The following is a 13,558-nucleotide window of genomic DNA, read 5'->3' on the forward strand; positions in this document are numbered from 1 at the left end:
ATTAATAGTAAACGGAAAAATGTGGGGGACTTTTGAGGGATTCAAAACTGCGAACCCACGAATACAGAGGGACTAGAGTTTCCTAGTTCACTCAAAAATAAAAAGGAGGCGTGACTAAAGTCCCCTCCTTTTTTATGAAAAAATAAATAAAAAGATAGAAAGAAGGAAAATCGATGGAATTAGCAGAAATTCGTCATCAAATTGCTGAATTAAAAGAAAAAATAATTAGTTTTAGGGGGTCTCTTTGACCTAGAAAAACTAGAAGAAGAGATTGCAGAAGCACAACATCGTATGGCTGAACCTGGTTTTTGGGACAATAGTGAAGAAGCACAAAAGGTAATTAATAAAAATAACCTTGATAAAGAAACATATGACAGTTTTCATCGCTTAGAAGAAAAAGTTGAAGAACTTGAAATTTTACTAGAGATGTTACTAGAAGAAGCGGATTCTGAAATTGAACAAGATTTAATGAATGGACTGGCGCACTTAAAAGATGAGATGAATTTGTATGAATTATCTTTATTATTGGATGAACCTTATGACCCGAATAATGCCATATTAGAGCTCCACCCTGGTGCTGGGGGAACAGAGTCACAAGACTGGGGGAGTTTGCTTTTACGAATGTACCAACGATGGGCTGAAAGTCAAGGTTTTAAAGTTGAGATGTTAGACTACCAAGCGGGTGAGGAAGCAGGAATTAAAAGTGTCACTTTACTTATAAAAGGCCACAATGCATATGGTTATTTAAAATCTGAAAAAGGGGTGCACCGACTCGTACGTATTTCACCGTTTGATTCAGCAAAACGGCGACACACTTCTTTTTGTTCAGTCGATGTCATGCCTGAATTAGATGGATCGATTGAAATTGCAATCAATCCTGATGATTTAAAAGTTGATACGTATCGGGCAAGTGGTGCAGGGGGCCAACATGTCAACAAAACGGAGTCGGCGGTCCGAATTACCCACCTTCCAACAGGGGTGGTCGTAGCGAGTCAAGCACAGCGTTCACAGTTGAAAAACCGCGAACAAGCAATGGGAATGCTACAGGCGAAGCTTTATCAGCTAGAGCAAGAAAAGCAAGAACAAGAAGCAGCTGCACTACGAGGAGATCAAATGGAGATTGGCTGGGGTTCACAAATTCGTTCCTACGTATTTCACCCATACTCGATGGTAAAAGATCATCGTACGAACTATGAAACTGGTAATACGCAAGCAGTCATGGATGGCGAAATCGATGGCTTCATTGATGCTTATTTAAAATGGCGTTTAAATGGTAAATAGCTTGAAATGCAATCAAATTGTAATTTTATGAAAGCTGATTGCAATATTACCATGCTATAATACTTGAGTACGAAAGAATAAAGGTGGAGAATATCTATGATTGAAATGCAGGATGTCATGAAAAAGTATCCAAATGGTACAACTGCGATTCGCAATCTCACGGTTTCAATTGGACAAGGAGAATTTGTTTACGTTGTCGGTCCAAGTGGTGCCGGTAAGTCAACGTTTATTAAGTTAATGTATCGCGAAGAAAAAGCAACAAAAGGCATATTAAAAATAGCGGACTACGATTTAATTAAAATCAAAAATCGAGAGGTCTCAAATTTACGTCGTGAAGTGGGCGTTGTTTTCCAAGATTATAAACTATTGCCTAAAAAAACAGTTTATGAAAATGTAGCCTATGCGATGCAAGTAATTGGAAAAAAACCGCGCGAAGTGAAAAAACGTGTGATGGAAGTTTTGGATATGGTTGGTTTAAAACATAAAGTTCGGGTCTTTCCAAGTGAACTATCCGGTGGCGAACAACAACGCGTATCGATTGCTCGAGCGATTGTTAATACCCCGAAAGTGTTGATTGCAGATGAACCAACTGGAAACTTAGATCCAGAAAACTCTTGGGAAATTATGAAACTTCTTGAAAGAGTAAATGCACAAGGAACAACGATTGTAATGGCTACACACAACAGTACCATCGTAAATACGATTCGCCATCGAGTAATCGCAATCGAAAACGGACGCATTATTCGCGACCAGGCAGAAGGAGAGTATGGCTACGATGATTAGAACTTTTTTCAGACATCTATTAGAAAGTATGAAGAGTTTACGCCGCAATGGCTGGATGACAATCTCTTCGATTAGTGCGGTTACGATTACGCTCTCATTGTTAGGCCTATTTTTGGTTGTTATTTTAAATACAGTCAAATTAGCAGAAGATATGGAAAATAACGTTGAGGTTTCTGTATTTATCGCAAATGGGACAACGCAAGAAGAACAAGATGAATTAGAAGCAAATCTTAAAGCATTGCCTAATGTAGAATCTGTTCGTTTTTCAAGTCAAGAAGAAGAGTTGAATCGAATTAAAGAGGCTTATGGCGATGTTTGGGGATTGTTTGACCAAGACAACCCATTACTTGACGTCTTTATTGTGCAAGCAACGGAGCCACAATATGTAAAGGAAATTACAAAAGAAGCACAAAAATATACAAAAGTGGTTCACAAAGCCACTTATGGTGAAGATTTATCAGATAAAATTTTTGGTATTGCGCAAGCAGTCCGCACATGGGGATTAGTTGGTTCAGGGTTGTTATTATTTGTCGCAATGTTCTTAATCTCAAATACAATTCGAATCACAATTTTGTCGCGTCAAAGAGAAATTCAAATTATGCGCTTAGTTGGTGCAACGAACGGTTATATTCGATGGCCTTTCTTTTTAGAAGGTGGTTGGATTGGTTTGCTAGGTTCAGTCCTTCCTGTTCTTGCGATTGTTTTTGGATATCCTGAATTTTATAAAATTGCTAACCCTGTCTTTTTAAGATCAAACTATGCGTTAATTACACCAGGTATATTCGCCCTTCAAATTAGTGCTATTTTAGCAATTTTGGGTATTTTAATAGGGGCGCTTGGTTCAGTAATTTCGATGCGTCGTTTCTTAAAAATATAGTTTAAGAATTCGAACAAAAGGCTTAGATACGATTCATTTGTATCTAAGTTTTTTTATTTTAAAAAAAACTTTGGGATCAGTGAACGTAAAGGATTCTTTGCCTTTGAATCCTTTTTATTAATCACCGTAAGGATTTTTTTAAAACGCGTTTTAAAAAAAGTAAAGAAGTGATGAGATTTTGTAATTATATTTTCCAATACTTTAAGAAAATGTTAAAATGAAGAATATGTGCAAGTCATCAAATACTTTTAAAAATAAGGAGCTTTATTGAATATGAAAAAACCAATCTGGATTCTTTCAACCATTAGTTTTTTAATTTTACTATCTGGCTGTTCAAGCTGGATTGATCGCGGCGAGTCAATTACGGCAGTCGGTTCATCGGCATTACAACCATTAGTTGAAACAGCTGCAGAATCTTTTCAAACAAATAATCCCGGACGCTTTATTAACGTTCAAGGAGGAGGAAGTGGGACAGGTTTAAGTCAAGTACAAGCCGGTGCCGTTGAAATTGGGAACTCCGATGTTTTTGCTGAAGAAAAAAGTGGGATTGATGCCTCTAAGTTAATCGATCATCAAGTAGCCGCTGTTGGAATTACCCCAATTATAAATCAAGCAGTCGGTTTAACAAATATCTCAATGGCCGATTTACGACGTGTGTTTTTAGGTGAAGTCATAAACTGGCAAGAAGTTGGCGGCAATGATCTACCAATCGTTTTGTTAAATCGAGCATCCGGTAGTGGCACACGAAATACATTTGAGCGTTGGGTCTTGCAAGGAGAGACCGCAAAACAATCACAAGAGCAAGATTCGACGGGAATGGTTCGTCAAATTGTCGCAGATACGCCAGGAGCCATTAGTTATTTAGCTTTTTCTTATGTAACCGAAGAAGTCGACACGTTAGCGATTGATGGGATTGAGCCAACCGATGAAAATGTAATGACAAATCAGTGGATTATCTGGTCGTATGAGCATATGTATACAAACGGCGAACCAACCGGTCTGACAAAAGACTTCTTGGAATATATTTTATCCGATGAAGTGCAAGAAAGTATTGTTGGCAAATTAGGTTATATTCCAGTATCTAGAATGCAAGTACAAAGAGATTGGCAAGGAAACGTAATCGAGTAAAGTTTTTTGTTAACAATTTACAAACTTTACAAAAAATTTACATTGCTTTAACGAAAGATTGATATGTAAAAGCTAAACTAGCCAAGAATCAAATAAATTTGAGGAGGAATTCTCTTGGAAGATGTAAATCAGCAATTAACTAAAAAATCAAAAAGAGCCAGAATGGAACAACGTGGGAAGTTCATCAGCTTTTTATGTATTTTTTTAATTGTCGTTGTTGTTGTTTCGATATTTTACTTTGTTGCCAGTAAAGGCCTCGCTACGTTTTTTGTAAATAAAGTCAACCTTTTTGATTTTTTATTTGGAACCGTATGGAACCCAAGCCAAATTGGTGAAAATGGTCAGCCATTAGTTGGCGCGTTGCCTATGATATTAGGTTCTTTTTTTGTAACCTTTTTATCGGCAATTGTGGCTACTCCTTTTGCAATTGGTGCGGCTATTTTTATGGTTGAAATTTCACCAAAGCAAGGCCAAAAAATCTTGCAACCAGTTATTGAACTACTAGTAGGAATCCCTTCTGTCGTTTATGGTTTTATCGGTTTGTCTGTCGTTGTACCAACTGTTCGATCGATTTTTGGTGGAACAGGCTTTGGTATTTTAGCGGGGACGTTTGTTTTATTTGTAATGATTTTACCAACAGTTACCACAATGACAGTCGATGCCCTAAAATCAGTACCACGTCATTACCGCGAAGCATCGCTAGCTTTAGGCGCAACCCGTTGGCAAACAACTTATAAAGTCGTGTTAAGAGCGGCAGTGCCAGGTATTTTGACCGCTGTCGTTTTTGGAATGGCGCGTGCGTTTGGTGAAGCATTGGCAATTCAGATGGTTATTGGAAACGCCGCTTTAATCCCAACTAGTTTAGTTACGCCAGCATCGACTTTGACTTCGATTTTAACAATGGGGATTGGCAATACCATCATGGGTACGGTTGAAAACAATGTCTTGTGGTCACTAGCTTTAATTTTGTTAAGCATGTCTTTAGTCTTTAACTTAGCTATCCGCCTAATTGGTAAGAAAGGGAGGTTTTAATTAATGAATGCAAAAAAAGCTGATAAATTAGCAACTGGGATTTTATACTTCGTTTCAAGCTTGATTGTTTTAATTTTAGCCTCTTTATTACTTTATATATTAGCAAAAGGGCTTCCGCATATTAATTGGGAATTTTTGACACAGCCATCGCGATCTTATGAAGCAGGGGGCGGAATTGGCGTTCAATTGTTTAACTCTTTTTATCTCTTGTTTATCACAATGTTAATTAGTTTTCCAATTTCTTTAGGTGCGGGTATCTATTTATCTGAATATGCAAAGAAAAACTGGGTAACGGATGTTGTAAGAACAGCAATTGAAATTTTAAGCTCACTTCCATCAGTCGTAGTAGGTCTCTTTGGTTTCTTAGTTTTCGTCATTCAATTTGGGTATGGCTTTTCGATTCTTTCAGGTGCCCTAGCTTTGACCTTTTTTAACTTACCACTTCTTACGCGAAATGTAGAAGAATCTTTAAAAGCGATTCACTTTACTCAAAGAGAAGCTGGGTTAGCACTCGGCTTATCTCGTTGGGAAACGGTTTTACGTGTAGTCGTTCCTGAGGCAACACCTGGGATTTTAACCGGTGTAATTTTGAGTTCTGGAAGAATTTTTGGTGAAGCAGCGGCCTTAATTTACACAGCTGGTCAAAGTGCTCCTGCGCTAGACTTTACTAATTGGAATCCATTAAGTGTTTCAAGTCCAATTGGGTTATTCCGACAAGCGGAGACTTTAGCGGTTCATATTTGGAAAGTCAACACAGAAGGAACTATGCCTGATGGAGCAGCCGTTTCAGCCGGTGCCTCTGCTGTTTTAATTTTAGCCGTTTTAGCATTTAACTTTGGCGCTCGAGCATTAGGAAAGCAACTGCATAAAAAATTAACATCGGCTTAAGGAGGATATAATGGAGAAGTATAATTGGGAGGAACGAAATATCCTCAAAATGGAGCAAGCAGATCAAGTGATTTTGCATACGAATGATTTACATGTTTGGTATGGGAATAACGAAGCGATTAAAGGCGTCGATTTGCAATTTGAAAAAAATAAAGTGACCGCTTTAATTGGCCCTTCAGGTTGTGGGAAGTCGACTTATTTACGCTCTTTAAATCGCATGAACGATGAAATTGCGAATACAAAAGTAACCGGTGAAATTATGTATAAAGGGGTCAATATTAATTCTTCTCAAGTTGACGTTTATGAAATGAGAAAACGTATTGGAATGGTATTTCAAAGACCAAATCCATTTAGTAAATCAATTTATGAGAATATTACGTTTGCCTTAAAACGACACGGGGAAAAAGATAAGAAGAAACTAGATGAAATTGTAGAGACAAGTTTAAAACAAGCGGCTCTTTGGGAACAAGTCAAAGACAATCTTCATAAAAGTGCCCATGCGTTGTCAGGTGGACAACAACAACGCCTATGTATCGCGCGGGCCATTGCAATGAAGCCAGACATTTTACTATTAGATGAGCCAGCTAGTGCACTTGATCCAATTTCAACGAGTAAAGTTGAAGAAACAATTGTGAATCTAAAAAAAGATTATTCAATTGTGATTGTGACGCATAATATGCAACAAGCGGCTCGTATTAGTGATTATACTGCTTTCTTTTATTTAGGGCATGCCATTGAATACGATGAAACAAGCAAGATTTTTACCCGACCAAAAATTCAAGCAACCGAAGATTATGTTTCAGGACATTTTGGTTAAGAAAGTAGGGGAATGATTAAATGACAGAAATACTCCTTTCCTCAAGAGATTTGCATTTATACTATGGAAAGAAAGAAGCTTTAAATGGGATTGATTTGAGCTTTAATAAAGGCGAAATTACCGCTTTAATTGGCCCTTCTGGCTGCGGGAAGTCGACGTTTTTACGCTCTTTAAATCGCATGAATGATTTAATCCCAGGTGTTACAATCACAGGAAGTGTCATGTATAAAGGAAAAGATATTTATAGTCCAAAGACAGATGTGGTAGAACTTCGGAAAGAAATTGGTATGGTTTTTCAACAACCCAATCCATTTCCGTTTTCAATCTATGAAAATGTTATTTATGGTTTGAAGTTAAAAGGAGAGACAGACAAAGCGGTTTTAGACCGAGTCGTTGAAGAAAGTTTAAAAGCTGCTTCTGTTTGGGATGATGTAAAAGATAAATTACATCAAAGTGCGTTGTCATTATCTGGTGGGCAACAACAACGGGTTTGTATCGCGCGTGTTTTAGCAGTGGATCCTGAAATTATATTATTAGATGAGCCAACAAGTGCACTCGATCCAGTATCTTCTGGTAAAATCGAAAACACCTTGTTTGATTTAAAAGATAAGTATACAATGATTATTGTGACTCATAACATGTCACAGGCTTCTCGTATTTCTGATAAAACAGCCTTTTTCTTAAATGGTGATTTAATCGAAGCAGATAATACGAAAAAAATCTTTTTAAATCCAAGTAAAAAAGAAACCGAAGATTATATTTCAGGGCGTTTTGGTTAAATCAAACTTTAATGAAAGAAGGGATATTCGATGTTAAGAAGCCAATTTGAAGAAGATTTATTAAATTTACATAATCAGTTTTATGAGATGGGGATGCTTGTTAGTAAAGCCATTCATAGTTCCGTTCAAGCGTATATCAAACATGATCGGAAATTAGCACAAGAAGTGATTCAACAAGATGAATTAGTTAACCAACTAGAAGTTCGTCTTGAGAAAAAAAGTTTTGAAATGATTGCATTACAACAACCAGTGACAACGGATTTACGCAGAATTATTACTGTGATGAAAGCAAGTTCAGATTTAGAAAGAATGGGTGATCATGCCGTTTCAATTGCGAAGTCAACGATTCGTGTAAAAGGTGAAACGCGAATGCTTGAGATTGAAAAAGCAATCAATGAAATGTCTGACTATGTTAAGAAAATGGTCGATAATGTTTTGATTGCTTACGTTAAAACCGATGAAGAAGATGCAAAGATGATTGCTCAAATGGACAATAAGGTTAACCAATGTTACCGCGATATTTATTACCAGACAATCCAATCCATGAAAAACAACCCAGAATTAGTTGTAATTGGAACTGATTATTTAAGTGTTGCGCAATACCTTGAGCGAATTGGTGATTATGTAACAAACATCTGTGAATGGATTGTTTATCTTGCAACTGGGAAAATTAGTGAACTAAATACAAATCGAACAGAAACACTATAATAAAAATTGCAAAAGCCTTTGAAGACTAACAAAACTTCAGAGGCTTTTTTGAAATTTGGTACTTAAGACCTATGACAATCGTTTAGTAGACAGGCATAATAAGGGTACAAGGTAACTTGTAATAATATTTTGCTCAAGGAGGCAATTTCCATGAATGAAAGAGAAAGAATTTTGGAATTGGTAAAAAAAGGTGTGCTTTCGACGGAAGAAGCCTTGGACTTACTCGAAGAAATTGGAAAAAGAAAAGAAGAAACGATAGAAGAAAACCAAGTGAATATAACTGAGACCTCAAATGAATCAATGGATGATATAGCAGATAGTGAAGAAGAAGATAAGAAGAATTTAGAGGAAATTTTAGAACGCTTAGCAGAAGAATCGAATCAAGCGTCTGCTGAGTTAGACGAGCTAAATGTTGAAATTGAAGAGACAAAACTCACTTTAAGCGATTTGCGTGAAGCATTAATGGAAATCAACACAAAAGAAGAATTTGATCAATTAACCGAAGAAGAATTAAATATTCGCTTAGATTTAGAGGAAGGGATAAAAGAATACGAACTTTTCTTAGCGGAACGATTAGAAGAAAAAGCCCAATTAGAAGGAGAATTAAAAAATATTCGTCGTTCTCAGTGGTCACAAAAAAAAGAAGAGTTTACGCGAAAAATTGAAATTCCAGAAGACTGGAAAGAACAAGCAAATGAAACAATTAGCCAAGTTGGCGAAAAAGTCGTAGATGTGACTTCACAAATGGGCAAATTTTTAAAGAAAACAATTAAATCAGTTGCTCAAACAGTCGAAGACAATGTGGAATGGAAAGATATCAATATTAAATTTCCAGGAGTGGCAACGACAAAATTTGATAAAGAATACTTATTTGAAAATGCTACAGCATCCATTTTAGAATTTCAAATAGCCAATGGTGATATTGCCGTTAATTTTTGGGATCAAGAGGCGATTAAGATTGAAGCAAATATAAAATTATATGGTAAAATGGAAGAAGAAACACCGCTTGAATCTTTTGAAAGAAGAAGTGAAATTATGATTTCAGAAGATTGTTTACTTTTTAAAGTGCCAAATAAACGTGTTCGTATCGATCTCGTTATGTACTTACCTAGAAAAACTTATGACTATGCTTCGATTAAATTGCTAAATGGGAATGTTTTGGTCAATGAATTTGACGTGAAAGATTTATATATTAAGTCGGTCAATGGGGATACCAAAATAAATAATATCAATGCCTCAATGGTTGAAATCGATGGCGTGAACGGTAATATTTCGATTTTATCAGGAAATATTTTAGATTCGATTATTGAATCAGTGAACAGCTCTGTTCGCTTAACGGCCGCTCCAAATAACTTGAGTGTTTCGCTAGTCAATGGTGATATTCGTCTTTCTTTTAATGACAATCAAATGAGTCGAGTAAAAGCAACAACTGTCAATGGCGATGTAAAAGTTGCTTGGTCAAATGAAGTCGGTTTTGAAGGAGAAATGAAAACGAGCTTTGGAAATATCCATAATCGTTTAAGTGAATATGAAATGGTGCGCGAAAAAAAAGAACAAATGAATAAATTGCTTCAAATTCGTCGCATAAAAGAACAAATGGCTCAATTAGATCTATCTACAACAACAGGAAGTATTTATCTAAAAGATGCCGAAGTAGGAGGGAGCACCGATGCAAAAAAAACTAACTAAATCAAGAACGAATGTTGTCTTATCTGGTACTTTAGCTGGAATTGCGGAATATTTTAGTATTGATCCAACGATTGTTCGAATTGTTTATGTCTTTATCTCGCTAATGGGGATGGGCTCGCCAATTTTACTATACATTTTATTGGCGATCATTATCCCAGCGCCTGATAAATCATCGAATTCCTACGGTCATGACAATCAATACACGCGTAAACAAAGAACCAATGTTAACATACGACCTAGCCAAAGAAAAGAAGCTGAAAAAGTTGATGATGATAACTGGAGTGATTTTTAATGACCTTTACTCGTAAAATTTTAATGTACATGTTAACATTCATTTCTTTAACTGTTATTTTTCCGGAAATGATTTTTGTTAAAAATTTTGCGATTGCCTTAGTAGCAAGTTTCGTCCTTTGGCTTCTAAATACTTTAATCAAGCCTATTTTAGTTTTCTTTTCTTTCCCATTAACTATTTTAACATTTGGTTTATTTAGTTTTGTTATTAATGCGCTAATTTTACAATGGACGGCGCAAATTGTTGGAAGCACAAATTTTGGTTTTTCCTCATTTGGCGCTTCAATTTTAGCGGCGATTATCTTCTCTTTTGTTAATTTAGTCGTAAGCCAACATTTTTCTACAAAAAGATTAAATAATTAAAAGTACCCGAATGAGCCTTTTTATCGTCTCATTCGGGTTTTTTACTGATAAGTTTTTAAGTTTCCTTCGCGGATAAAAAATAAATAGTAACAATTTTCTTATCAACAGAAGATTACAGGATTTAACAAGTGTTGCCTTATTTAGAGTAATTCTGTTTCAGTAATTGAATCTAAATAATTTTCAACTTGTTTAATCGTATCATCTAATGCACCAGGCTCAAATGGAGAGCGTAGACGGGCGATTGCTAGAATCTCTAAGAAAGTTTTTGTCCCGCCAACTTGGCAAATTTTTAAGTAGTCAGACCAAGCGTTGGTATCGGCATCGATATTGAATCTCTTCCAAAATTGGAAGGCGCAGACTTGTGCTAAGGTGTAATCAATATAATAAAACGGTGAAGTAAAAATGTGGCCTTGACGTAACCAGTAAATGCCGTTATCTAAGGCAGGGAAAAGGGTGTAGTCACGTTCAGGACAGTATTGTTTTTCTAATTTTCGCCAGCAAGCTTTTCTTTCTTCTGGTGACCAATCAGGATTTTCATAGACCTCTTGTTGGAAGTGATCGACTAACACACCATAGGGTAGAAATTGTAAAGCACTCGCTAAATGATCAAATTTATATTTATTTGTTTCTTCTTTAAAGAATTGTTCCATCCATGGCCAAGCGATAAATTCCATCGACATGGAGTGAATTTCACAAGATTCATAGTTAGGAAAGACGATTTCAGGTTCTTTGATCCAACGTGATTCATAAGTTTGAAAAGCGTGCCCGGCTTCGTGTGTTAAAACATCCACATCATGAGAAGTTCCATTAAAATTAGCAAAGATAAAGGGTGAAGCGTAATTTTGAATGTAGGTACAGTAGCCACCTGCTTGCTTTCCTTTTTTACTTAATAAATCTAAGAGGTCATTTTCAACCATAAAATCAAAGAACTCACCAGTTTCAGGAGCGAGTTCGTGGTACATTTTACGTGCGGACTCGACTAATTCTTCAGGTGTTCCTTTAGGGGTAGCATTTCCATTTGGATACACTAAAGGCAAATCATGAAAAGACAGATGTTCCAACTGATTCCTTTTCGCTTGACGCTCGTATAATTTTTGCGTTAAAGGAACGATTTTATTTAAAATTTCTTGGCGATATGTCTCAATCATTGGGCGGTCATAATCCCAACGATTCATTAAGACGTCTGCAAAAGCAACATAGTTAGAAAAGCCAAGTTTTTTAGCAATTTGTGCACGAACTTGTACCATTTGATGATAAATATCATCGAATTTTGCTTCGTTTTCAGCATAAAAAGCGGTAACTTGCTCAGTCGCTTTTTTACGCATTTCAGCATCTGTACTTTGTGTAAAAGGTGTCAGTTGCGAAAGCGTTCGGACTTCTCCTTCAAAAGGGATTTGAGCAGAAGCAACTAATTTTGAGTATGCTGAATTCAATTGGTTCTCTTTTTGGAAAAGCGGTATTAAATCAGGATGAAATGTTTTGACGCGACTTTCCGCAAATAAGAAAAGTGTTTTTGGATAAATAGTTTTTAAATCATCTAATAAAGGTGAGTTTAATAGTGCTTGATAAAATTCAAAATCTAGGTTTTGAAAATGCGGTTGGTATTCGTTCCAATAGGCATCTTCTGCTTCATAAAAAGTATCGTTTGTATTGATAGAATAACGAATAAGTGCTAAATTATAGGCTGTTTCAATTTGTCCTCTGAGCTCGTTGAGGTGGTCTAAGGCCCCTTGTGCTTTTTCTAAATGCGTTTCTTCTTTTAATATCTTTAAAGTTTGTAAAAAATCTTTTTTATATGCATCAAAGTTTGGACGCGTATATTGATAGTCTGTAAATTTCATTTTTAAAAAACCTCCTTTATTTCATGATAGCATAAATAACAAAAAAGATGAGAGAATTTTTTACATTAGTAGTAACTTTCTTCATACAATGATAAAATAGAGAAATAAGTATACAATAGAAATGAGGAAAACAAATGGCAGAAGTTGTCAAAGTCAGTGAATTGGTTCAAGCATTAGGTCTTGAAGTTGTTACTGGTGACGAGGAGGCACTAAATCGTAATATTACGACCGGCGATATTTCTCGTCCGGGATTAGAATTAACCGGTTATTTTAATTATTATTCACATAATCGTGTGCAATTGTTTGGAAGTAAAGAAATCACTTTTGCGGAAAAAATGATGGCAGAAGAACGTTTAATGGTTATTCGTCGCATGTGTTCAGAAGACACGCCCGCATTTATTATCTCTAGAGGTTTAGAAGTTTCAAGTGAGATGCTGCAAGCTTGTGAAGAACATGGTATCGCTATTTTGCGCTCTAAAATTTCGACCTCACGTTTAATGGGTGAACTATCCAGCTATTTAGAAGGACAGCTGGCACCTCGGACAAACGTTCACGGCGTTTTAGTAGATGTCTATGGGTTAGGTGTTTTAATCCAAGGGGATAGTGGGATTGGGAAAAGTGAGACTGCTCTAGAATTAATTCAAAGAGGGCACCGCCTAATTGCTGATGATCGCGTAGATATTTATAAGCAAGATGAGTTGACATTAATTGGCGAGCCACCACGAATTTTAGAACATTTGATTGAGATTCGGGGGATTGGAATCATTGATGTCATGACGCTCTTTGGAGCAAGTGCTGTCCGTGGTTCAATGGAAGTTCAACTTGTCGTTTATTTAGAGAATTGGTCAAAAGATAAAAAGTATGATCGTTTGGGATCAGCTGATGAAGTCGTTCAATTGGGCGAAGTTGATATACCTCAAATTAAAATCCCAGTTAAAACGGGACGAAACGTCGCAATTATTATCGAAGTTGCTGCAATGAACTTCCGAGCAAAAACAATGGGATACGACGCAACGTTAGAATTTGAAAATCGCTTAACGCGTTTAATTGAAGAAAATTCAGAAAATTAGGAAGTGGAAAA

At 36.3% G+C, this 13,558-nt stretch carries 14 protein-coding genes; 13 read left to right on the forward strand and 1 reads right to left on the reverse strand.

The genetic code is table 11. The annotated features are described in order from the left end of the window. Nucleotides 1-173 precede the first annotated feature (173 nt). The 12 genes from prfB (at nt 174) to JOD14_RS04415 (ending at nt 10,636) form a co-directional block, all read left to right on the forward strand. A protein-coding gene (gene prfB, locus JOD14_RS04360; RefSeq protein ID WP_204653560.1) for a peptide chain release factor 2 occupies nt 174-1,281 on the forward strand; the annotation gives its coding sequence in 2 pieces (ribosomal slippage) (nt 174-245 and nt 247-1,281; 1,107 coding nt in all). Between the two features lie 96 nt (nt 1,282-1,377). After that, nucleotides 1,378-2,064, forward strand: coding sequence for a cell division ATP-binding protein FtsE (gene ftsE, locus JOD14_RS04365; RefSeq protein ID WP_204653562.1), 687 nt, complete (start codon nt 1,378-1,380; stop codon nt 2,062-2,064). Further along, the gene (gene ftsX, locus JOD14_RS04370) at nt 2,057-2,941 is read left to right on the forward strand and encodes a permease-like cell division protein FtsX (RefSeq protein ID WP_204653564.1); all 885 of its coding nucleotides are present in this window, start codon (nt 2,057-2,059) and stop codon (nt 2,939-2,941) included. Before ftsE ends, ftsX begins: the two co-directional genes overlap by 8 nt. A 273-nt stretch (nt 2,942-3,214) precedes the next feature. Continuing rightward, nucleotides 3,215-4,069, forward strand: coding sequence for a phosphate ABC transporter substrate-binding protein PstS (locus JOD14_RS04375; RefSeq protein WP_204653566.1), 855 nt, complete (start codon nt 3,215-3,217; stop codon nt 4,067-4,069). 162 nt (nt 4,070-4,231) lie between these two features. Continuing rightward, nucleotides 4,232-5,101: a phosphate ABC transporter permease subunit PstC gene (pstC, locus tag JOD14_RS04380; RefSeq protein ID WP_204653664.1), complete on the forward strand. Its 870-nt coding sequence runs from the start codon at nt 4,232-4,234 to the stop codon at nt 5,099-5,101. A gap of 3 nt (nt 5,102-5,104) precedes the next feature. Next, nucleotides 5,105-5,989 (forward strand): phosphate ABC transporter permease PstA, encoded by an 885-nt coding sequence (pstA, locus tag JOD14_RS04385; RefSeq protein WP_204653568.1) that lies wholly within the window; start codon nt 5,105-5,107, stop codon nt 5,987-5,989. Nucleotides 5,990-5,999: 10 nt separating this feature from the next. Then, complete coding sequence (gene pstB, locus JOD14_RS04390) at nt 6,000-6,806, forward strand: phosphate ABC transporter ATP-binding protein PstB (protein ID WP_204653570.1); 807 nt, start codon at nt 6,000-6,002, stop codon at nt 6,804-6,806. Between the two features lie 20 nt (nt 6,807-6,826). Next, a complete protein-coding gene (gene pstB / locus JOD14_RS04395) occupies nt 6,827-7,585 on the forward strand; it encodes a phosphate ABC transporter ATP-binding protein PstB (protein WP_204653572.1) in 759 nt (252 codons plus the stop codon). Nucleotides 7,586-7,615: 30 nt separating this feature from the next. Continuing rightward, complete coding sequence (gene phoU, locus JOD14_RS04400; protein ID WP_204653574.1) at nt 7,616-8,293, forward strand: phosphate signaling complex protein PhoU; 678 nt, start codon at nt 7,616-7,618, stop codon at nt 8,291-8,293. A 150-nt stretch (nt 8,294-8,443) separates the two neighbouring features. Further along, nucleotides 8,444-9,982, forward strand: coding sequence for a daptomycin-sensing surface protein LiaX (gene liaX / locus JOD14_RS04405; protein WP_204653576.1), 1,539 nt, complete (start codon nt 8,444-8,446; stop codon nt 9,980-9,982). Then, a complete protein-coding gene (locus tag JOD14_RS04410; protein ID WP_204653578.1) occupies nt 9,963-10,274 on the forward strand; it encodes a PspC domain-containing protein in 312 nt (103 codons plus the stop codon). Before liaX ends, JOD14_RS04410 begins: the two co-directional genes overlap by 20 nt. Beyond that, on the forward strand, nt 10,274-10,636 hold the full coding sequence (locus tag JOD14_RS04415) for a phage holin family protein (protein ID WP_204653580.1): 363 nt from the start codon (nt 10,274-10,276) through the stop codon (nt 10,634-10,636). Before JOD14_RS04410 ends, JOD14_RS04415 begins: the two co-directional genes overlap by 1 nt. Before the next feature lie 140 nt (nt 10,637-10,776). On the opposite strand, the gene JOD14_RS04420 is transcribed toward JOD14_RS04415, so the two are convergent. After that, nucleotides 10,777-12,477, reverse strand: a complete 1,701-nt coding sequence (locus JOD14_RS04420; protein WP_204653582.1) for a M3 family oligoendopeptidase — start codon at nt 12,475-12,477, stop codon at nt 10,777-10,779. A 134-nt stretch (nt 12,478-12,611) separates the two neighbouring features. On the opposite strand from JOD14_RS04420, the gene hprK reads away from it, so the two are divergent. Then, on the forward strand, nt 12,612-13,547 hold the full coding sequence (gene hprK, locus JOD14_RS04425) for an HPr(Ser) kinase/phosphatase (RefSeq protein ID WP_204653584.1): 936 nt from the start codon (nt 12,612-12,614) through the stop codon (nt 13,545-13,547). Nucleotides 13,548-13,558: the final 11 nt, after the last annotated feature.

It is taken from the genome of Enterococcus lemanii (genome assembly GCF_016909125.1).
GTDB classification, from domain to species: Bacteria; Bacillota; Bacilli; order Lactobacillales; family Enterococcaceae; genus Enterococcus_I; species Enterococcus_I lemanii.